Source organism: Metabacillus lacus, from assembly GCF_009674805.1.
GTDB lineage: Bacteria > Bacillota > Bacilli > Bacillales > Bacillaceae > Metabacillus_C > Metabacillus_C lacus.
This window is the reverse complement of record NZ_WKKI01000022.1, coordinates 1-21,253: the sequence shown is the minus strand read 5'-3', so window position 1 is coordinate 21,253 and position 21,253 is coordinate 1. Positions and strand designations below refer to the sequence as shown.

Below are 21,253 nucleotides of genomic sequence, written 5' to 3'. Positions count from 1 at the left end.
CCAGGTATTTCCCCCTTTTTTTATCCACTCATCTCGCTCACCTCCATCAGTTCAGCACTTCATCTCATATGCCAACAAACCCAGCATTTCACTTCATTTCCACTCCGCTGCGCCGCCTCCCCTAGAGTAATTCCTTATCATGAAAACTTCGATAACAAAAAGAAAAATGTCATTCAAAGAGGTGAAGTTCATTTGCCCAGAAAAGCCAGAAAGAAGAGCCTTACAGGTGTGTATCATATTGTGTTCAGAGGTATCAACCGCCAGACTATTTTTGAAGATGAGACGGATAAGCACAGGTTTTTAGAGACACTCGCAAAGTATAAAGTGATAAGCGGCATTGAGCTATATGCTTATTGTTTAATGGATAATCATGTTCATCTGCTGGTAAAAGAGACAGATGAGAGTGTCTCAGTTTTTATGAAAAAATTAAGCAGCAGCTATGTGTATTGGTACAACCTGAAATACGAGCGTTGCGGCCATTTATTTCAAGGGCGGTTTAATAGTGAGAACGTAGAGGATAATCTGTATTTCATGACAGTACTGAGATACATTCATCAAAATCCTCTTAAAGCGGGGGTGGTCAGGAGTGTATGGGATAGCAAATGGACAAGTGCGCATGAGTATATCAGGAAAGCGGTAATTGTAGATATTGACAGGGGATTGAGTTTGTTTTCCTCTGAAAGAAAAGCGGCATTGAGGCAGTATGTTGTTTATATGGAGGAAGAAAATGATGAAGAATGCCTGGATTACAATGAAACTGTAAAACTGTCGGACGACAAGGTTAGAGAATATCTGCAGACACTCGGAGTCAAAAGCAGCAGTAACCTGCAGCAAATGAGCAGAAAAGAACGCGATGGGGTATTGGCTCAAGTTAAAAAACATCAGGGCACCTCTATCCGGCAGCTCTCCAGGATAACTGGAATCTCAAAAAGTGTAATTGACCGAATAAAGGGTTAGGGACAGAGGGACGGGTACTTCGTCCCGCTCCTTTTACCGGCAGCCACACTGAAAGCACCTGCTAATGTAGCAGAAGAACGCATCTGACTGGTGAAGAGGATATCCACATCCACTAGTGTCGGTAGAAGCGGAGGATGGCTTGAAGCTGGGACAAGGAACCCGTCCCCGCGTCCCTCGCGCGTCCCTAACAATATAACCGATATAAAAGACCACTTCTCGAAACAAGAAGGGAATTTGACTGTTGAGAGATTTGTACATGGAACTAGGTGTTGGTGAAGAATAAACTTCCAAGCCAGAGTTTTTTGCCATTAAGGTTGCTCGTTTCATATGTAAAGGGTCACTGACGAGAATAAAGGTATGTAAATTGTTTTCGAGTGCTAATTTGCTCGCATAACTTAGGTTTTCTTCAGTGATTTTTGATTTCGTTTCAATCAAGATATCTTCCGAAAATACGTTGTGCTTCATTGCATACTTTTTGGAAACCTCTGATTCAGCATAGGTGCTTCCTTCCCCTTTACCACCCGTAAAAATTATTTTATCTACATATTCATTTTTATAAAGCCAGATGGCATGGTTAATTCTTTCGCGAAGCACCGGAGATGGTTCGTCTTCCCAAACAGCCGCACCTAGCACAATAGCTGCATCTGCCTTAACTAATTGATTGACTTTACTGTAAGACCAAATACTATAAGCGCATATGACTGGTAAACTTATTATGAATATAGCAAAAACTAATGCCAATTTAGTGATCAACCTCTTTTTCAATCTTCCTCAATCCTTTTTATGAAGAATGATGTCTTAATATAATCTTTATACAATAGTAACTTCTAAAAATCTAGAGTACAGTAAAATTTTTACAGATGAATAAGGCTTATTTAAGTGAAAAGGGGAGTGAGACTATTGCAGATCGGAAAAGAATATCTAAGGATTATTATTGAAAGATTTGAGAACGTAAAAAGTCTTGGAGATGCGGCGATAAACCAATTGTCGGAAGAGGACATTCATTGGACTCAAAATAGAGAATCTAATAGTGTTGCGGTCATTGTGAAGCATTTAAACGGAAATATGATTTCCAGGTGGACTGATTTTTTAATATCAGATGGGGAGAAAGATAATAGAAATCGAGATGAAGAGTTTTTAGATGCTAGTTTCTCCAAATCAGATGTAATGAATATGTGGGAAAAAGGCTGGCAAGTCCTAATTGAGACTCTACTGAATTTAGAAGAGGAAGATTTATTAAAAAGTATTTATATTCGCGGGGAAAAGCATTTAGTTCTTGAGGCGATTGAGAGACAAATGGCCCACTACGCTTATCATGTTGGGCAGATCGTTTTTATTGGTAAGCAGGTGAAGGGAAGTAGTTGGGAAAGCCTCAGCATTCCTAAGGGAAACTCTGAAGAATATTTAAAAGTGATGTTGGAAAAACACCAAGGTCGCTGTCAATAAAACGAATACCTTATCAACAAACATAACCTGTTGTGGCAAACCACTCTGCTTGCTCATTTCCTTCTCTGCATATACAATATTGTTAGAAGAATCAGACAATTGGAGAAGGAGGTTATAATATGGTCGATACACTTGTTCGAAAAGATGTTATCTATTCCTTTAGTAAAGAGCATGCACCGGTGAGGCATGTAGCATCAGGCAGTACGCTAGTGATTGAGACATATGATTGTTTTGAAAACCAAATTTCCTCCAATGAATCAGGAATTAACTCGATTGATTGGGAGAGAGTAAATCCTGCAACGGGGCCAATCTTTGTTGAGAATGCCAGGCCTGGAGATATTTTAAAAGTCAAAATCGATAAAATTGAGATTGGTGAGTCCGGCGTCATGGCAGTAGGTCCAGGTCTAGGCGTAATGGGTCACAGAATTGAAAAGTTTGAGGCGAAAATGATTGAAATACGAGACGGAAGAGCGATTTTTAATGAGTCTCTGTCTATTCCTCTGAATCCAATGATTGGTGTCATTGGAGTGGCCCCCGAAGGAGATCCGATACCATGCGGAACTCCCGGAGATCATGGCGGAAACATGGATACAAAGCTGATCGAGGAAGGAACGGAACTTTTTCTGCCGATTTTTGCGGAAGGGGCGTTGTTCGCGCTTGGTGACCTTCATGCAGCTATGGGTGATGGCGAAATTGGTGTCTCAGGAATTGAAGTATCCGGCAAAGTCACGGTTACCTTTGAAGTTATCAAAGGACATACGCTGCAATCTCCGCTGCTCAAAAATCAAGAAGGTATAGCACTGCTCGTCTCTGCTAAAACCCTTGATGAAGCGGTAAAGTCTTCCGTAGAACAAATGATTGACCTGCTTTTGCCATATACAGACCTGCCGCTGAGTGAAATGACCATGCTCATGAGTGCAATAGGCCAAGTGCAAGTCAGTCAGGTAGTCGACCCTCTTGTAACGGCAAGATTCTTTGTGCCAAATCTGTTTCTCGACAGCTATGAGATCCACCTCATGCAGACAGGGACAGAGGGACAGGTCCCTCGTCCCGCTTAAAAATAACGTTCAGCATGAAAAGGGGTGCCTGTGAGGCATCCCTTTTTCCATCAGTTCTTAGATAATTGGAGCAAGTTGTTCCTGGGACAAGGTACCCGTCCCCGCGTCCCACCCGCGTCCCACCGCCTCTACCAATCAATATCCTCAGGATACTCCTCGGCTAACCGAATATCTGAGGGATGGCAATCGTACTTTGCCGCAGCATCCTGGACCTCTCGACGAACTGCTAGATATTCGTCCCCGCGTTCAGCAAGGCGTTTTGCAATAATAGATATATTTTTTTCTCTCTTTTCCGGCTCCCAATCCAGATAGCGGATATTGAGGAGGTCGAGGTATTGAGTTGTGTAGTTACTTAAATTTCTTGAAGATGTGTTAATGCTTCTTACTGTGTTCAAGAATTTTTGTGCTGAGAGCGTACTCTGCAAGCACTCCAGTATAGAAGCTTGAAAGTTTTTTACTGTCATGACTTTACGATCCAAAGGGTACTGTCTGTTTGCAAACTTCACATTTTCAACGAAATGATTCAAGGCCATTAGATTAAAGAGCATTTCAGGATAGAAGGTTTGAAAAGAAAAATAAATGTTTTTCTCACTTCCTACAATTCCTCTATGAAGCATAATGTCACGATGTAGTCCATTCTCTTTATATTCAAATTCTCTGTTCCCCATCATAGCATGTCGAATATCATAGCAGAGACCGAGCACGCGAAGTCTTGCAGACTCATATAAATAATCCTCACCTTCATCAGGCAATATGCTATGCAGTGCCTCATAAAGCTGTTCAAAATCTAAGTAGTCACCACTAACAATCAGCCCGGCCATATTGGGGGTGTTTCTTGCATTTATCATGTATTCATCTCCCGAAATCCAGGGCTGGTGCCCTGTCGTTATCTTCAGTCTTCTATCTTAAGTTATTTACTTTAAGTCTAGCATGTTATAAGAATGAGCGTTACTGGAAAGTATATTTTAAATAAGTGAAGCTATTAAAATCTCAGTGTTGAAAAAAGAGGGGAGACCCGTGTACTTTGCCCTTTCTAATAAAAATTGGTTTAGTCAAGAGCCAATTCTCTGCCTGGGGCAGTGTGAGTCCCTAAAAAAAAGAGGAGCGCTTAGTTTAAAGCGGTCCTCTTAATAAGAAAGAATAGCTTACAAAATTAATTTTTTGGTACCCCGGGACAAGGTACCCGTCCCTGCGTCCCACGTCCCTGCGTCCCCGCTGCACCTGGGACAAGGTACCCGTCCCCGTGTCCCACCACCTAAAGCAGACCCTCCCTCACCATGTTGAGGATATCGCTTTCTGCGTTAAGGATGTCTTGTTCTGATCTCATTGCAATGCTTTCCGCCGCCTTTTGGGCCTCTGCCAGCGCTGCAGCTTCGTCAATTGTTTGGATGTTTCTGTTTTCCATTACTACTACACCATCGATGATGGAGGTTTCTACTTCGTGTCCTCTTGCCGAATACACAAGGTTTGGAACAATGTTGCGTATTGGGCTGGTGAGCACAGGGAAGAAGGTTGGGTCCTGCAGGTTGATGATGATCATGTCAGCTTTTTTTCCTTTTGCCAATGAGCCGACTTCACCGTCAATGCCCATAACCTTGGCCGCTTCAATGGTTGCCATCCGCAAGCTCGTTGTTGCATTGAATACTCGTGGATCAGACATTTTAACTTTGTTTAAAATAGCAGCAAACTTCATTTCATTAAACATATTGTTACAGTTGTTGCCTGGAGCCTGATCAGAGCCCAGACAGGCAGTGCCGCCGGATTGAAGGAAATGGTGAACAGGCGGAACCATGCCGTCAATAATGCCGATGCTTCCTGCGCAGTAAATCATGCCCGCGCCACTTTTAGCAACTCTCTCTGTTTCCTCATTGGTTGCTTCCGTTAAGTGAACAGCAATCAATCTTTCATTTAAAAAGCCATTCTCCTCAAGAAAATCAATCGATCTTTTTCCATAGCGTTTAACAATTTGATCAATTTCCCGGTCACCTTGAGCAACATGCATATGCAGTTTTGTATCAAGCTTTTCACCATAATGCTGAAACTCCTTCAGCAGTTCCAAGCTCATCATATCTGGACCATGAGGACCTAGGATAACGGATAATCTGCCATTTTCGCTGTTATGATATGTTTCATAAAGATCCAGGTTGCGCTGAAACTTTGTCTGCCCGATGGAAGGATCAAAAGGGTAGAGCTCCCCAACCGGCAAATCACCAATATTATCAGGGATTTCGTTAACAAGCTCTGCAAGCCTGGCTCTGGCACCGATTCTTTTATAGTTTTCCGCGATCAAATCCATTCTTCCGTCATAATCGCAAAATGTGGTTGTTCCGGCTTTTAATCCTTCTATTATATTAACCATTGACCCTTTAACAGACTCTTCAGGGGTCAGATGCTTCATAAATGGCCACAGTCCTTTTTGCATCCAATTGGACATATCCTGCGCGACGCCTCTGAAAATAGCTATGCCTGTATGAATGTGTGCATCTATGAATCCAGGCATCACCAGCTTGTTCGCTGCGTCAATGGTATTGTCACTTTGATAGTCTCTGGAAATATCCTGTGCTGAACCGACTGCCTCAATGATATTCCCTTTTACTGCAACAGAGCCGTTGGGAATAAACCCGACTCCTTTTCCTTCCATTGTTAAAATATGTGCATTTTCAATAATCAAATCTACTTTCAAAAAACTCGCTCCCTTTACATAGAAGTTGTGATGTTGTTGTTTGTTTTTCTTGCCCGCCTATTGAGCAGGAAAAGTGAAGCAAATGAAGCTGCTGCAGTGACCAGGATTCCCGCCCAGCCAACGGTGGCTCCGGCAACAATGAAACCGAGGAAAGCACAAACTCCAATTAAAATGGCGTAGGGCAGCTGTGTGCGCACATGTTCAATATGATCGCAGGCTGCTCCGGTTGAGGCCAAAATTGTCGTATCCGAAATCGGAGAACAATGATCCCCGAACAAACCTCCGCTGATAACAGCACCGATGACAAGAGGGATGTCTATATTCATTGTCACTGCCATTGGGATTGCAATAGGCATCATAATCGCAAATACTCCCCAAGAGCTTCCGGTTGAAAAAGCAATGATAGCTCCAAGCAAAAAGATTAGTGCAGGAACAATGAAGGAAGGCAGGTAATTTCCGACAATAGAAGACATATATCCGCCCAATTCCATTTCCCCGGCAATTTTTCCAATTGACCAGGCCATAACGAGGATAATTGGAACAATCATTAAATTAATTACACCTTGTGTCCATTCATCAAAAGCTGTTTTGACTGTATGAAGCTTTGAAGAAATGGAAGCAGCGGCAGCCCCGATTGACCCTGCGAGAAATCCGCACGAAATGGCCAGCACAATATTTGCATTAATGAAAGATCCTCTAAATCCATTTTCCGCAATATTTCCTGTCCAGAAAATGACTGTAAAAATAGTCCCGAATAAAAGGAGCATCGGAATGAGAAAGTGCCAGAACTTGAAAACATGACCAGCAGGAAATTCGTCAGCTTGATCTGCTACAAGAGGCTTATCATGTTCACCGATAACCTTGCCGGTTTCTATTGCCCGTTTTTCTGCCTCATACATGGGTCCAATATCAAGGCCGGTATTAATGACATAAAGCACGGCAATCATGGCGAAGAGACCGTAAAGATTATAGGGAATCATCTGGATAAACAGAGTCCAGGGATTATCAGAGAGTGCAAGTGCAGTGATTTGAGTTGCGATAAGTCCGGTAATAAAGGGGCCATAGCTGCTGATTGGCGACATAGAAGCCAGAGAAGCTCCCATAGAGTCTAAAATATAGGCAAGCTTGACGCGTGAAACGTTCAATTTGTCTGTAAGAGGTCTCATAATTGTTCCCAGAATTAGAACCGGTTCAGTATAGGAAAATAAGAAAGCACTTCCCCATGTCGCATTTTGAACCTTTCTGCGTGAGTTCAATTTCTTTGTTGCTGTCTGGGCAAAGGCCTGAGCCGCTCCTGTCACTCTTAAAATATGAATAAACCCTCCTGCCAAAGAAACCAGAACCAAAAGCCCTGCATTCCAGGGATCTGCAATAGAAGGGATCATATAATCTGAAATACTCTTGGCAAAACCGGAGAAAGGATTCCAGGAATTTAGAATTGTAGCTCCGACCCAGACCCCAATGAATAAAGAAAGAATTGTTTGTTTTGTCAGCAGCGCAATAATGATGGCTACCAATGGAGGAAGTAAAGCCAAAGCTCCATACTCCATAGTTATGACCCCCTTAAGTGTATGTAATTTTTTTTACAGAGCAGCTTACAAATCACCTCCTTTAATAGCCTGTTCAATGGCTTTTATCAGCCGGTTCATATGAGATTCCATATGAAGCATGGCACTTTGAGAATCACCATTTTTTATTGCAAATACGATTTCTTGATGATCTTGGATATAATGCCTTCCCTGAGTCAAAGAAGAAAAGTATGGATACTTTTTTTCCAATTCTATTTCTTCCAAGATCAGCAGCTTAAGTGTTGAGTAAAAAAAACGGTTTCCTGACGCTTCAGCTACCAGCTCATGAAAATGGCAGCTGATTTCAGTCAAATCTGCATTTGCAGAAGCATGGTCACAATGATCCTTTAATGACTCTTCTAAGCGGCTGATGATTTCGCGATCAGCATGCAGCGCAGCAAGCTTAGCTGTCTCCACTTCAATCACTTTTCTTGCATGAAGCAAGTCCAGAAAATCCTGAAAGCTTTTAGGCTTGGAAGCATCAAAAAAATCCTTCTCCAGCTGAAACCGAAATAAATCGTCCTCCATCTCCCTAAGAAAGCTAAACCCTTTTTCGGAAATCTTTCTCCCCTGATTGCCGATCAACACGGTGTACTCCTTGGCGTCTAACTCTTTTAAAAACCTTCCTATACTCGCTATGCTGATCTGTATCCCAAAATGCTCGAGCTTCTCCTTCAATATCCATGAACCGAGAGGAGCATCCTCATCTGCCAACACGCGCAAAACTGCATAAACCCTATGCTCGCTCTTCGAATTGAAAAACGTCTCCTTAACCATAAAAAACCTCCATATACCCCCTGCTCCTCACTAATGAGTAGCTATTATTATAATATTTCGACTATTAATCTATTATTCCTGCAACTAATAGAAAAAAAGCGGGACATGGGGACAGGTACACTGTCCCGCTCGTTCGCGGGCCAGTGTACCTGCGTCCCGCCGTGTACTGCCCTGAGACAAAGAGAACAAATTCCCACCCCACCAATGAACTAATTTGGGATGGGGAACCGTCCGAGGGTACCGCCCCACCCGCCGCTGCTACTCTGGGACGAGGAACCCGTCCCCGTGTCCCACCGGACAAGGAGCACGTCCACGCGACCCACCCCACCACTGGGACGAGGAACCCGTCCCCGTGTCCCACCGCCCCACCCGCCGCTGCTACTCTGGGACAAGGAACCCGTCCCCGTGTCCCCCCTCGACACCAGCCCGCCCATCCCCTACAATATAAATAAAACGCTTACAAAGGGGGATATCTTCCATGCGCATGTTTAAACGGTCCCTGTATTCCATTGCCCTTGCCTTGTTCCTGGTGACTTCTGCGCTGACGATTTATTTTGGGAAAGAGACGTTTCATTTCAACACGCCGCCGGCAGGTGCAGAGTCACCGCCTGCCTATCATTTTGTGCTGATTCCCGAAGAGCTGGATAATGATTACTGGCACTTGGTGGAGCAGGGTGCCCGGGAAGCAGCACGCCACCTTCACGTTCATCTGGAGTATCTTGGGCCGAAGCAGGCAGATCTTGAGGAGCATCTTAAAACGATTGATATGGCGATTGCCGGAAAAGTGGACGGCATTATGACACAGGCCATTAATGATGGTGAGTTTTCTCCGCTGATTAAAAAAGCGGGTGAGAAGGGCATTCCGCTTGTCACAATTGATACCGATGCCCCCGGAAGCAGCCGGAAAGCGTACATCGGAACAGACAATTATTACGCAGGTTTTCTCGCGGGAAAGGCGCTTCTCACCGACACAGAGGGAGAGCAGTTTGTTGGAATTGTCACAGGCCGCCTGGAGGCGGCTCATCAAAAGCTGAGGGTGCAGGGCTTTCGGGATGCAGTAGAACATGAAAAACGGGTTCAGATTCTTGATGTCAAAGAATCCAACATTACGAAAATCGGTGCTGTAGAAGCAGCTTACGGTTTATTAAAGGCGCATCCTCAAATCACCGCTTTATATGGAACAAGTGCGTTGGACGGATCAGGCATGGCCCAGGTTGTCGAGCGCCTCAGGACAGACAATCCGCCGTATGTGATCGCTTTTGACACCCTTCCTGAAACCATTTCCTATCTGGAATCAGGATTGATTGATGCAACCATTGTTCAATATCCTTACAAAATGGGCTACAGAGCCGTTCAGTCTCTGGTAGCGCTTCAGGAAGGCAAAAAACTGGATGAGCTGCAGCATACCGAAACCACCGTGCTGCGCAAAGAAAATCTTCCCTTTTCACCGCTGAGTCAGAGAGGGGAAGTTCAATGATCAGGACATTTCGCTACAAGCTGCTGTTTTACTTTCTTGTTTTTGTTGCACTCTTTAATCTTGTTTCTTTTTCCATCTATTACAGCAGCACGAGAATTGTTTCTGAATATCACCAAAGCTTTCAGGGATTTCTGCTTTTCAATGAAATCTCCCAGCAGTCGGGGCAGATTTATGAAAAAGTGAATGCATATATTGCTGAACGCGATCCTGTTTTCATCGATGAATTTGAGGAGATCAAGAAGGAATTCCTAAAAAATCAGGAGAAATTAAGTGGAGAAGAGGTGTCCGGAGTAACTGCACAATCTCTTCAAAAATATGAGTCTATGATGGTGAGCCTGCTGGAAGAAAGCGAAGCGGCCATGGAGGCGGTGGGCAAAGAAGACATTGATGACTATTCCTACCATCTCCGCGAGGTGCGGACTGTCTCTTCCTACTTGCAGGAATCCACGTTAACCCTGCTGAATCTGGAGCTCTCTCAATATCAGCTATTTTACGAATCTATGGAAAAGCGGAACATTTCTTTTACTTTCTTTACAATCAGTTTGTTTACGTCCACACTGCTGCTGGCTGTATTTTTTGCACTGTATTTCTCGCGCGGCGTGACAAAGCCGATTCATCAGCTGTCTCTTGCTGCAAAAGAAGTAGCTGCCGGCAATTTTGACGGTCCGGCTATTAAAGTCACTTCCTCGGATGAAATCAATTTTCTGGGAAAGTCATTTGACCTGATGCGCCAAAATGTTAAAGACCTGATAGCAGAAATTCAACAAAAATCAGAGCTGGATCAGCTGTTAAAAGAGCTTGAGCTCAAGCATCTTCAAAACCAGATCAATCCGCATTTTTTATTTAATACTTTAAATACCATCTCCAGAATGGCTTATCTTGAGGATGCACGCGTCACTTCGCGGCTGATTGAGTCTGTGTCTGCACTGCTTCGCTACAATTTAAGAGATTTGAATAAGTCGGTCACGCTGCGTGAAGAAGTGGATGTCGTCAGGGAGTACTTTTATATCCAAAAAACCAGGTTTGCTGACCGCATATCTTTTTCATCGCAAGTAGACGAATCCTGTCTGGATGTTGAAATTCCAAGCTTAACTCTGCAGCCGCTTGTGGAAAATGCCTTTATTCATGGTGTGGAGCACTTTGAAGAGGGAGGAAAAATAGGATTAGAGGTGAAAAGGGACGGTAGTGATGTGCTGATTTCTATTATCGACAATGGTGAAGGAATGAACAGAAACATCATCGACAGACTGCTGAATGCTGAAGACGAAAGCGGTGTCAGTGAAAAGCATACAGGGCACTCAACCAGCATTGGCCTGAAAAATGTCATCCGGCGAATACAGCTGTTTTACAAAAAAGAAAATCTGCTGAACATTCTTTCGCTAAAAGGACAAGGAACCACCGTTACAATCAGAATTCCCGGGGGTGAAGGAGAATGAGAATTGTGATTGTTGATGACGAAATACTGGAACGAAAGGCAATGCGGAAATTTATTGAAGAAACGATGCCTGACGCAGAGGTCGCAGGAGAGGCGCATAACGGACGGACAGCCATCAGCCTGGCAAGGGAGCTGCAGCCGGATTTGATGCTCATGGATATTAGAATGCCGGGAGTGGACGGACTGGAAGCGGTCAGGGAGATTACCGCGGGGAATGCCAAAATCAAATTTATCATGGTGTCAGCTTATGACTCTTTTCAATATGCAAAAGAAGCAATGGCAGAAGGAGTGAAAGAATATCTGCTCAAGCCCAGCAAAAAAGAAGAAACAATCGCTGCCATACTTCGTGTGAAAAGAGAAATTGAGGAGGAGCGTCAGCAGCTGCAGTCCTATCATGAAGCCCACAGTTTGAAAAAGCAGTATATTGCCGAGCGTCTGCTTCATGGAGACACTTCACCCGAGCTAAAGCAGTTATTTTCCGAAGCGTTTCAGCAGTTTCGCTGGGGCTACTTTCTTGTGACAGAAATGGAAGCGGAAGAACTGAAGCCCCTTCTGGATCAGCACGCTGCTTCACAGTACATGCTTGTGAAGGCGCCGCATTACCACACAGCTATTTTCATGATTGGAGAAGCTGACAAAACACTTTCGTCCGTAAAAGGAGATGCCCTGTCCCTGGCAAGGCTGCTCTCCCGGAATGGGAAAAAAACAGGAGTCGGCTTTCCGTATACAGCTCCGCAAAAGCTTGCCAAATCCTATCATGAGGCGTACCTCGCATATCAAGCGCTTGGTGAAAATGGCCATTCCTACGGATTTCCTGTTTATGATAAAAGAGATACTGCAGAGCTGAAGGAAAAAGTGGAAGCGCAAATTGTAAGAGGCTCAGATGACACCGCGCTCGCCCTGTTTCATCAGCTGAAGGAAAATATGGAAAAAGCCCAGGTGAAAGAATGGCTGATCGGCATCAAGCAAATGCTTGAAAAGCGCGGCATGGATGTGCATGATATTGAGATATTGTCTACAATCAGCAGTGAACAGTGGGAGGACATTATCCGCGCCTATTGTGACCGTGTCCGTTGGGAGCTGCAGCAGAAAGAAGTCGTGCAGCAGGCAAAGCACTATATTGAAACGCATTATATGGAACAGTTGACCTTGGAAGAAACCGCGGAACATGCAGGATTGAGCGCTACTTATTTTACAAGGGTTTTTAAAGAACAAAGCGGAACAACCTTCATCGATTACTTGACAGCTGTCCGTATGCAGCATGCAAAAAAATACCTTGAGGAAACCACCCTCAGTTTGAAGGAAATCACATACTTGACCGGCTACCGTGATCAAAACTATTTCAGCAGGGTGTTTAAGCGGAATACAGGAGTATCGCCAAAGGAATACCGGAAATTCATCATAAAAAAGTACAGAAAAACATAAAAAAGTGCAGATAATACTGACAAAAAGAGGATTCTTTTCTCGTTATACTAAACCTTGAGAACGCTTTCAGTACAGAGGGGGATGTATTAGAGTGAAAAGAAAACTATTTTTGTCATTTTTTTTAGTATTTACATTGCTGCTGTCAGCCTGCAGCTCTGACAATGCCGGTACAGGAGAGGGCGGCGGCTCAGGAAAGCTGGATATTTTCAGCTGGTGGACAGGTGCAGGTGAAGAAGACGGATTAAAAGCATTAATCGCTTTATTTGAAGAAAAATATCCTGACGTGCCGATTGAAAATGCAGCAGTTGCCGGAGGTGCCGGAACAAACGCGAAGGCAGTACTTGCAAGCCGCATGCAGGGAGACGATCCTCCAGCTACTTTCCAGGTTCATGGCGGGGCCGAGCTGAATGACGGCTGGGTAGCGGCAGGAAAAATGGAAACTCTGAACGATTTGTATGAAAGTGAAGGCTGGAATGATAAATTTCCGGAGTCACTGATTGAAATGGTCAGCAAAGACGGCAATATCTATTCTGTGCCGGTTAACATTCATAGAGGAAATGTTCTTTGGTACAACAAAAAGGTACTTGATGAAAATGGACTTCAGGCTCCAAAAACGTTTGATGAGTTTTTCCAAGTGGCCGATGCTTTGAAAGAAAAAGGCATTACACCGCTGGCACTTGGCGACAAAGAGCCGTGGACAGCTACTCATTTGTTTGAAACGGTCCTCTTAGGCACGCTTGGTACAGAAGATTATCAAAAACTGTTTGCTGGAGAGTTAACATGGGATGACGCGAAGGTGAAAGAAGCGGCAGAAACTTTTAAAAGAATGCTGGAGTATGTGAATGAAGACCACAGCTCACGCAACTGGCAGGATGCTTCACAGCTTGTCGGCAACGGCGAGGCAGCCATGAATGTAATGGGTGACTGGGCAAAAGGCTATTTTGCCAATGATCTGAAGCTTGCTGTAAATGAAGATTTCGGCTATGTGGCAGCTCCGGGAACCGATGGGCAATTCATGGTCATCACAGATACGTTCGGACTTCCAAAAGGCTTGAGCAATGCTGATGACGTTAAAAAATTCCTTGGTGTGCTTGGCTCTGTTGAGGGGCAGGATGCATTTAACCCGCTGAAAGGATCTATTCCGGCAAGAATTGACGCCGATATATCCAAGTATGATCAATATGGCAAAGACACCATTGAAGACTTTAAATCAGCAGAGCTTGCACCAAGTCTTGCGCACGGATCTGCAGCGCCTGAAGGTTTTGTCACAAAAGTGAATCAGGCCATCAATATCTTTGTCACGCAAGGAAATGTTGATGACTTTGTCAATTCACTAAAATAAGAAGCTGAAGGGGAGCGGCCGTACAGCCCCCTCTTCTTAAACCGCTGCACAGCTGCTTGCGGCGGTTTTTCTTTTACAGAAGAAAGGAGTGGCCCACATTGGAAGTTGTAAAAAATACACCTGATATGTCTCCGGCAATAGAGTCAGATGTGAAAAAAAGAAGCCGCTTGTCAGCAGACCACCTGACAGCACTTGCTTTTTTGCTGCCATCGTTTTTGCTGGTGCTCATCTTTGTCTACGGATTCATCGGATGGACAGGATACGTGTCACTCAGCAACTGGAACTCCCTCGTACCGGATTTTTCTTTTGCAGGCCTCAGCAATTATCTCTACCTTTTTCAGGATTTCCGGTTTCAGGCTGACTTGAGGAATACGCTGGTCTTCACGGTACTTTTTATCGGCTTTGTCATCATTGCCGGAGTATTCCTCGCCATCCTGCTGGATCAGAAGCTGAAGGGAGAATCATTTTTCCGCAATATCTTTTTCTTTCCGATGGCCTTATCCTTCGTTGTCACAGGAGTTGTCTGGCAGTGGATTCTCAACCCTTCGACGGGTGTGAATTTATTACTGCAAAATTTTGGTGTAAAGCCGAAGTGGTATACAGATACAACTATTCTGGCGGGTTTTCAGTGGGGGAAAATTGAATTTGGGATTCCCATTGCGCTGTTTGCTGTAGTCATTGCAGCAGTATGGCAGATGACAGGGTTTTCGCTTGCCATGTATCTGGCGGGGCTTCGCGGAATTCCAGATGAAATCCGCGAAGCAGCGCGAATGGATGGCGCAACCGAATTTCAAATTTACCGGAAGATTATTCTGCCGCTGTTAAAGCCGATAACAGTCAGCGTCATCATTATCATGGCACATATTTCCCTGAAAATATTTGACCTTATCTATGCGATGACCGGGCCGGGCGCCAATTTTGTGACGGATGTTCCCGGTGTGTATATGTTTGAAACGACGTTCCGCGGCAACTATTATGCCAACGGGGCAGCCATTGCGATCATCATGTTGATTACAGTTGCCATTTTTATTGTTCCATATTTAATTTCGAGCAGAAGGGGGGAGGCGTAAATGGTCCTTCGCAGAATCGGTATGCCGTTTGTGTATGGTATCCTGCTTGCAGTCAGTGTCTTTTTCCTGGTTCCGGTGTATGTAATGGTGGTTACCAGCCTTAAGCCGCTGAATCAGGTGACTCTGAGCACGATGTGGAGTTTGCCGTCCAGCCTCGATTTTTCAAGCTATTCACAGGCGTTTTCCAGGCTGGCACCTAACCTCTTAAACTCTTTTTATCTTGTCATTCCGGCTACACTGCTGTCAGCCCTGCTTGGTGCCATGAATGGATATGTTCTCTCCAAATGGAGGTTCAAGGGCGCGGACACGATCTTCACGATTATTTTGTTCGGCATGTTCATTCCATATCAAAGCATTCTAATTCCGCTGATTCAGTTTTTGCGTGAGGTGGGTCTCTACAATAGCATTGCCGGACTGATTTTTGTTCATGTCGTGTACGGCTTGCCAATCACAACGCTCATGTTCCGTAACTTTTATGCAAACATTCCAGATGAAATGATTGAATCAGCCAAAATTGATGGTGCCAGCTTTCTCAGTATCTTCCGCCATATCATGATTCCGCTCTCCATCACGGGATTTGTCGTTGTGGCCATCTGGCAGTTCACAAACATCTGGAACGAATTCCTATTCGCTGTCACCATCACTACCTCAGGGCAGCAGCCAATCATGGTAGCCCTGCAAAACCTGTCTGGAAGCCAAATTGTCCAATGGAACGTGCAAATGGCGGGGGCGCTGCTGGCGGCGCTCCCGACTCTGCTGGTCTATATCCTACTCGGCAAATACTTTGTAAGGGGACTCCTGGCTGGCTCGGTGAAGGGGTGAGTGGGACGCGGGGACGGTTCCCACGTCCCAGGGGGTGGGACGCAGGGACAGGCACCTTGTCCCAGAGGATTTTGGGCAAACAGTGTCTCTTTGTTCTACTGGGACGCAGGGACAGGCACCTTGTCCCAGAGGATTTAAGGCAAACAGTGTCTCTTTGTTCTACTATCTAGCAAACGGACAGGATAGTAGAACAAACAAGGCTTCTTTGTTCTATCGTTTTGATAATCGTAGAACAAACAAAGCTTCTCAGCTCCACCACAAGTCAGAAAAAGAGTACCGTATCACTAATACTGAACTAGTAAAAAATTGTTTGCCGCATTTTGGTATTTTATGGTATAATCCATTTAATGTTATCTACACACCTTTTTGAAAACCTCTCTTTCAATTGGTTAATTGTGATCTGAAAAGATGCAATTATCCAATATCGACAGGTTTTCTTTTTTTATTAATTTTTGTTTTAACACCCTGGGACAAGGAACCCGTCCCCTTGTCCCCCGTCCCCTTGTCCCGCCCGCCTCCCCCGGGACAGTGTACCCGTCCCGGTGTCCCTCCACCCCAGTATAGGGTAAAATAAAATAAAGAAAAAACAGAGGGTAGGGAGAAGGATGATAACAATTGGCATAGATCTTGGAGGCACAAATCTCCGGGTTGGCGCAGTGACCAGCGGCGGGGAAGTGCTTGAGGTACATAGTACGGAGACACATCCGGAGAAGGGGCCGGAGTATGCGCTGCAGCAGATTGTCGAGAGGGTCACACTGATTCGCGAAAAGCATGATATAGCTGGGATTGGCGTAGGATCGCCAGGACCTTTGGATTTGAAGAACGGTGTGATTATTGAGCCGCCGATTCTGCCGGGCTGGCGGAATATACCGTTCAGGTCAATGATTGAGGAAGCAATCGGCCTTCCTGTCGTGCTGGATAATGATGCAAATGCAGCTGCGCTGGCAGAAGCCCTTATTGGCGCCGGGCGCGAGGCCGGCAGCGTATTTTATATCACGATAAGCACTGGGATCGGGGCAGGGCTCGTTCTGGACGGCAGGCTGATTCGCGGCGCGCAGGGAAATACCGGTGAAATCGGCAACATGATTATTGATCCTTCCGGAAAGGCAGCGCCAGGCATAAATAAAGGATCGCTGGAAGCGCTGGCAAGCGGAACGGCGATTGGGCTGCTGGGCAAAGAGCGGTTGGGAATAGACACAGGTTCCAAAGGCGTGTTTCAGCTTGCGGAAAACGGGAATTCCGAAGCGATGAAAATTGTGGATGAAAGTATTTCATATCTCGCCATCGGAATCGCCAACCTTGTACATACGATTAATCCTGAAATATTCGTTCTTGGCGGAGGCGTTATGAAGTCAGAGCATCTGATTCTTGAACCGCTTATTGCCAGAACGAAAGATCTTGTCTATCCAAGCCTGACTGACACCATTAACATAGAAAGTGCAGCGCTGGGGCAGCAGGCTGGCCTGATTGGAGCCGCTCTATTGCCGCTTGAAAAAATCAGCCGCTAACGTTTTGCATTATTTGTATGTGGGTATGTCTTGTAGGGACTAGACTGCGGGCATTACACTAAGAATACGTTATATATAGAAGGGGGAAGTGGCAGATTTGAGTCAGTCACCCATATTTTTAACTCCCGTGTTTCAAAACCGCATCTGGGGCGGAACAGCTTTAAAAGATGCTTTCTCCTACAACATACCATCAGAGACTACTGGTGTATGCTGGGCAGTTTCTGCACATCCCAACGGACAAAGTATTGTGGCCAGCGGAAAATTTCAGGGCAAAACATTAGGGCAGCTTTGGGAAAAACACAGAGAACTGTTCGGAGAATTGGAAGAAAACGCGTTTCCGCTGCTGACAAAAATTCTCGATGTGAACAAGAACCTTTCTGTACAGGTTAACCCTGATGATGAATATGCAAATCAACACGAAAACGGCGAGCTCGGCAAGACCGGGGGCTGGTATATAATAGATTGCAAGAAAGGCGCAGAAATCATTTTTGGCCATAATGCCTCGACAAAAGATGAACTTGCAAACATGATAGCGGAAGGCAAATGGAATGAATTGCTCCGCAGGGTGAAAATTCAGCCCGGGGATTTCTTTTATGTGCCAAGCGGTACCATTCATGCATTGTGCGAGGGGACGCTTGTTCTGGAAACACAGCAAAGTACTGACACAACATACAAAGTTTATGACTATGACCGCAGAGCTGACAGGAGCAATCAGCGCGAGCTTCATTTGAAAAAGGCGATAGAAGTCACAAAGATTCCCCATAAAGCAGACAAAGTAGAGCCTTCCAGAATTGAAATCCCCAATTTGATAATCACAACCTTTGTGGAAACAGAATACTTTTCAGTCTACAAATGGGAAGTGAAGGGAGAGGCAGGCCTCATCCAGGAGCAGCCGTTCCTGATCCTTAGCGTCATCCGTGGTGAAGGCACTCTTCAGCACGAAGATTCCACTTACACAATTACAAAGGGAAGCCATTTTATCCTTCCAGCCGATACAGGGGAATTTGTCCTGAGTGGAGAAGTGGATCTGATTGTCTCTCATATATAAAAAACCTGGTGCTGAAGTCTGAAAATGAAGTATGATAATCAGCATGAAAAAAGCTCGGAGCCATACATGCTCGGAGCTTTCTTCCTGTTATAAGAATACACCTAATTTTCTTCTAGTTCCTTAAATAAATCATAAGATTCCACTTCTAATCCGATTAACTTTGCATTCCAGTTAACGCCAACCAGCACACCATCTTGATTCATTCCGTACAGCCAACTATCCATAAACTCTTGTAAGGAGATTGATGCTGGCTTATAGTGCGACCATTCTTCAATCGCACATTGTCTCGCATATGCTTCATCAGACCAAAAAAGCATTACCTCTGTCTCTTCATATTCGTTGGATTCACACACACACCAACCATCTTCACTCTTTAATCCCCATACCAGCTTGCTTTCTGTCACTCTTTTGATAAAGTTTTCATAGCGTCTTTTAGAATTGATTGTCAGGTCAAACTCCATCACTAATCTCCTTACCGCATTGTTTTGTTATAACCCTTTTTCCTATGTTACCATAACTAGGAAAAAATATGTTTTTAACAATCTGTATGTCAATTAAATTCTATACTACTCGTACACTTCCCCTCATACAGTTGAAGTAGATGCTAAAAAAGGTTGTGAGAGGGATGAGGCGGAGACAGAGGCGGCAGAGAATCATCGTTGGTATGGTTGTGCTGTTAATCATTGGAGCCGGGCTGCTGCTCGTTAAGCAGATGGGAGGGCATTCAGCCAGAGATGTGGTGGTGAAGTTTTATAAAGAAGAGCAAGGGGGCGATTTTGGGAGCGCTTGGAAGTTGTTTCATCCTAAGATGCAGGAAAAATTCCAAAAAAATGCTTATGTAACAGAGCGTTCTCATATTTATATGGGTCATTACGGGGTAAGTACCTTTGATTTTAAGATTAAAGATCGTAAAAAACTGAAAAACTGGCGGATGTCACCTGACGGGCAAAGCTTTGAACGAGTAGAAAAATATACAGTTCAGCAGGAGTTTCACAGCAAGTTTGGCGTCTTTACGATTGTGCAGGAGGTTTTCACAGTCAAGGAGAAGGGACAGTGGCGTATATTGTGGGAATTTCGGCAGTGATGGACCTTTGCAGGGTACCCAGAGCATTCGTTTTTGCAAAATCATACAAAAATTTACAAAAACTTAAAATAATTAAGGCTGTTTTTGCTTTTTTACACTGAAAAATTTTGTATAATAGTGGAAAATAGGCAAAATAGAACATAACCAAAGACCTAGTCCTCATTGTGATCATCTTTGTCATCTGCATCATGTTGTCTGTAAACCGAAAGCGGGGTGACATTTCAATTCCAAAACCTTCACATATTTTCTTCATTGATAGCATTTCAAAAATAAAAAACCCTCAAGTGACGTTTGGAGATGGACACTTGAAGGCTCAACAATTGGATATACCAACCATACCGTTAGTATATCCTCTTTTTTGGTAAATTGAAAGGAGGAACAAATGAGTGGAATATACAATTTATAAGGAAACAATCGCAATCAAACCTTATTATAATAGTTTTGGATTTTTGTATTCTACTGTATATGAAGAAAACCAAATTGTATATGTGTCAGCGTCTCCGAAAAAGATTATGAAAGATAACTGCTGGTTTCATGGGGGAACGTTTGAAGGAACAACCTTAAATGCAAAAAGAATCATGAGGGGAAACCGCCTGATGCCGATCTGTTTATCGGCTGAATATCAGCTGTGTATGCTGCCTTTAACCTCTCCGGAAAAAGAAAATTGTACATGGGTTTCATATCTGCATGCACGTGATCATTTTCAAATTTGTGAAGGAAAGGTTTCCTATAATCCCGGTTATGAGAACATAGAGCTGAATGTCACTCCCGCAATCCTGTCCAACAGAATCAAGCATGCCTCGCAGCTGCTGATGACCTACCTGCACCGAAATGAAAAGTTTCATTTATTGAACAAGTGAATGTCCCTCTGGTAAGCAGTTTCGATACCATGGGGCCTGGAATGCATGATACGGCTTGAGGGGATAATCACACAACCCTCAAGTTTTTTATCTTTGTTCTACTATCTTTGGGATACTATAACAAAGCGGGTAGTTTTGTTCTACTATCTTTGGGATACTATAACAAAGCGAGCGTTTTTGTTCTACTATCTTTGGGATACTATAACAAAGCGGGCATGTTTGTTCTACTATCTTGGAAAAAGCCGGAGATAGTATAACAAAGCGATCATTTTTGTTCTACTATCTTCCAGATACTATAACAAAGCGGGCATGTCTGCTCTACTATCTTGAAGAAAGCGGCTTTCTAGCATCCCACCTGATCAATAAGCGTAACATTTCCGCTTAAATAAAAAATAACCTTAAAAAAGCCTCAAATAGCCGGAGACATTCCGCCTAAGGACCCCATATCAACTAAAATATAGGGGTTTTCAGCAGCTTAACCGGAAAAACTGCCCTTATTTACCTCAAAAAAGCCGACTTTCTGAACTTAACCGGAAAAGCTCCACTATCATTGCATATGTATCCACAGGCCAAAAGATCAATTTAATTACCCTCTATTAATTGAAATTATAGGGGGATTTTTTATGGACGAATGCAAAAAAATCTCCTAAACTAGAAGCTAAACCCACGTTATCCGTGACTTCTAATAAAGGA

General features: G+C 44.1%; 18 protein-coding genes and 1 pseudogene. 13 read left to right on the top strand and 6 right to left on the bottom strand.

Going from position 1 to position 21,253, the window contains the following annotated elements; genetic code table 11:
• Nucleotides 1–192 precede the first annotated feature (192 nt).
• The gene (locus GJU40_RS11925; RefSeq protein WP_154307985.1) at nt 193–957 is read left to right on the top strand and encodes a transposase; all 765 of its coding nucleotides are present in this window, start codon (nt 193–195) and stop codon (nt 955–957) included.
• A 189-nt stretch (nt 958–1,146) separates the two neighbouring features.
• Here GJU40_RS11925 and GJU40_RS11920 read toward each other — a convergent pair.
• Nucleotides 1,147–1,722, bottom strand: a pseudogene (locus GJU40_RS11920) (YdcF family protein); the annotation flags it as partial.
• Nucleotides 1,723–1,857: 135 nt separating this feature from the next.
• On the opposite strand from GJU40_RS11920, the gene GJU40_RS11915 reads away from it, so the two are divergent.
• Nucleotides 1,858–2,403: a DUF1572 family protein gene (locus GJU40_RS11915; RefSeq protein WP_154307983.1), complete on the top strand. Its 546-nt coding sequence runs from the start codon at nt 1,858–1,860 to the stop codon at nt 2,401–2,403.
• A 119-nt stretch (nt 2,404–2,522) separates the two neighbouring features.
• Nucleotides 2,523–3,461: an acetamidase/formamidase family protein gene (locus tag GJU40_RS11910; RefSeq protein ID WP_154307982.1), complete on the top strand. Its 939-nt coding sequence runs from the start codon at nt 2,523–2,525 to the stop codon at nt 3,459–3,461.
• 128 nt (nt 3,462–3,589) lie between these two features.
• On the opposite strand, the gene GJU40_RS11905 is transcribed toward GJU40_RS11910, so the two are convergent.
• From GJU40_RS11905 to GJU40_RS11890, 4 genes are all read right to left on the bottom strand, one after another.
• Nucleotides 3,590–4,309, bottom strand: coding sequence for a DUF6904 family protein (locus GJU40_RS11905; protein ID WP_154307981.1), 720 nt, complete (start codon nt 4,307–4,309; stop codon nt 3,590–3,592).
• 407 nt (nt 4,310–4,716) lie between these two features.
• The gene (locus GJU40_RS11900) at nt 4,717–6,144 is read right to left on the bottom strand and encodes an amidohydrolase family protein (protein WP_154307980.1); all 1,428 of its coding nucleotides are present in this window, start codon (nt 6,142–6,144) and stop codon (nt 4,717–4,719) included.
• 14 nt (nt 6,145–6,158) lie between these two features.
• On the bottom strand, nt 6,159–7,694 hold the full coding sequence (locus tag GJU40_RS11895) for a Na+/H+ antiporter NhaC family protein (RefSeq protein WP_154307979.1): 1,536 nt from the start codon (nt 7,692–7,694) through the stop codon (nt 6,159–6,161).
• Between the two features lie 45 nt (nt 7,695–7,739).
• The gene (locus GJU40_RS11890; RefSeq protein WP_154307978.1) at nt 7,740–8,489 is read right to left on the bottom strand and encodes an FCD domain-containing protein; all 750 of its coding nucleotides are present in this window, start codon (nt 8,487–8,489) and stop codon (nt 7,740–7,742) included.
• Nucleotides 8,490–8,973: 484 nt separating this feature from the next.
• Between GJU40_RS11890 and GJU40_RS11885 the strand changes: the two genes are divergently transcribed.
• From GJU40_RS11885 to manA, 8 genes are all read left to right on the top strand, one after another.
• Nucleotides 8,974–9,966: a sugar-binding protein gene (locus GJU40_RS11885; RefSeq protein ID WP_154308030.1), complete on the top strand. Its 993-nt coding sequence runs from the start codon at nt 8,974–8,976 to the stop codon at nt 9,964–9,966.
• Entirely contained in the window at nt 9,963–11,402 is a 1,440-nt protein-coding gene (locus GJU40_RS11880; RefSeq protein ID WP_154307977.1) for a sensor histidine kinase, read from the top strand. Before GJU40_RS11885 ends, GJU40_RS11880 begins: the two co-directional genes overlap by 4 nt.
• The gene (locus GJU40_RS11875; RefSeq protein WP_154307976.1) at nt 11,399–12,826 is read left to right on the top strand and encodes a response regulator transcription factor; all 1,428 of its coding nucleotides are present in this window, start codon (nt 11,399–11,401) and stop codon (nt 12,824–12,826) included. Before GJU40_RS11880 ends, GJU40_RS11875 begins: the two co-directional genes overlap by 4 nt.
• An 85-nt stretch (nt 12,827–12,911) precedes the next feature.
• Nucleotides 12,912–14,168 (top strand): ABC transporter substrate-binding protein, encoded by a 1,257-nt coding sequence (locus GJU40_RS11870; protein WP_425481222.1) that lies wholly within the window; start codon nt 12,912–12,914, stop codon nt 14,166–14,168.
• A gap of 98 nt (nt 14,169–14,266) precedes the next feature.
• A complete protein-coding gene (locus tag GJU40_RS11865; protein WP_425481220.1) occupies nt 14,267–15,238 on the top strand; it encodes a carbohydrate ABC transporter permease in 972 nt (323 codons plus the stop codon).
• Entirely contained in the window at nt 15,239–16,060 is an 822-nt protein-coding gene (locus GJU40_RS11860; RefSeq protein ID WP_154307975.1) for a carbohydrate ABC transporter permease, read from the top strand.
• 605 nt (nt 16,061–16,665) lie between these two features.
• The gene (locus GJU40_RS11855; RefSeq protein WP_154307974.1) at nt 16,666–17,568 is read left to right on the top strand and encodes an ROK family protein; all 903 of its coding nucleotides are present in this window, start codon (nt 16,666–16,668) and stop codon (nt 17,566–17,568) included.
• Between the two features lie 97 nt (nt 17,569–17,665).
• A complete protein-coding gene (gene manA / locus GJU40_RS11850) occupies nt 17,666–18,616 on the top strand; it encodes a mannose-6-phosphate isomerase, class I (protein WP_154308027.1) in 951 nt (316 codons plus the stop codon).
• Nucleotides 18,617–18,717: 101 nt separating this feature from the next.
• On the opposite strand, the gene GJU40_RS11845 is transcribed toward manA, so the two are convergent.
• The gene (locus GJU40_RS11845; protein ID WP_154307973.1) at nt 18,718–19,077 is read right to left on the bottom strand and encodes a DUF2750 domain-containing protein; all 360 of its coding nucleotides are present in this window, start codon (nt 19,075–19,077) and stop codon (nt 18,718–18,720) included.
• Nucleotides 19,078–19,241: 164 nt separating this feature from the next.
• On the opposite strand from GJU40_RS11845, the gene GJU40_RS11840 reads away from it, so the two are divergent.
• Nucleotides 19,242–19,700: a hypothetical protein gene (locus GJU40_RS11840; RefSeq protein ID WP_170289392.1), complete on the top strand. Its 459-nt coding sequence runs from the start codon at nt 19,242–19,244 to the stop codon at nt 19,698–19,700.
• A gap of 386 nt (nt 19,701–20,086) precedes the next feature.
• Nucleotides 20,087–20,560 carry a competence protein ComK gene (locus GJU40_RS11835; RefSeq protein WP_154307971.1) on the top strand — a complete coding sequence of 158 codons (474 nt, stop codon included), beginning with the start codon at nt 20,087–20,089 and terminating at the stop codon, nt 20,558–20,560.
• The last annotated feature ends 693 nt before the right edge of the window (nt 20,561–21,253 follow it).

Excerpts from the sequence above, each read along its gene's own strand:
- GJU40_RS11910 (WP_154307982.1), top strand. The coding sequence starts at position 2,523 with ATGGTCGATACACTTGTTCGAAAAGATGTTATCTATTCCTTTAGTAAA.
- GJU40_RS11905 (WP_154307981.1), bottom strand. The coding sequence starts at position 4,309 with ATGATAAATGCAAGAAACACCCCCAATATGGCCGGGCTGATTGTTAGT.
- GJU40_RS11895 (WP_154307979.1), bottom strand. The coding sequence starts at position 7,694 with ATGGAGTATGGAGCTTTGGCTTTACTTCCTCCATTGGTAGCCATCATT.
- GJU40_RS11890 (WP_154307978.1), bottom strand. The coding sequence starts at position 8,489 with ATGGTTAAGGAGACGTTTTTCAATTCGAAGAGCGAGCATAGGGTTTAT.
- GJU40_RS11885 (WP_154308030.1), top strand. The coding sequence starts at position 8,974 with ATGTTTAAACGGTCCCTGTATTCCATTGCCCTTGCCTTGTTCCTGGTG.
- GJU40_RS11880 (WP_154307977.1), top strand. The coding sequence starts at position 9,963 with ATGATCAGGACATTTCGCTACAAGCTGCTGTTTTACTTTCTTGTTTTT.
- GJU40_RS11875 (WP_154307976.1), top strand. The coding sequence starts at position 11,399 with ATGAGAATTGTGATTGTTGATGACGAAATACTGGAACGAAAGGCAATG.
- GJU40_RS11860 (WP_154307975.1), top strand. The coding sequence starts at position 15,239 with ATGGTCCTTCGCAGAATCGGTATGCCGTTTGTGTATGGTATCCTGCTT.
- GJU40_RS11855 (WP_154307974.1), top strand. The coding sequence starts at position 16,666 with ATGATAACAATTGGCATAGATCTTGGAGGCACAAATCTCCGGGTTGGC.
- GJU40_RS11845 (WP_154307973.1), bottom strand. The coding sequence starts at position 19,077 with ATGGAGTTTGACCTGACAATCAATTCTAAAAGACGCTATGAAAACTTT.
- GJU40_RS11840 (WP_170289392.1), top strand. The coding sequence starts at position 19,242 with ATGAGGCGGAGACAGAGGCGGCAGAGAATCATCGTTGGTATGGTTGTG.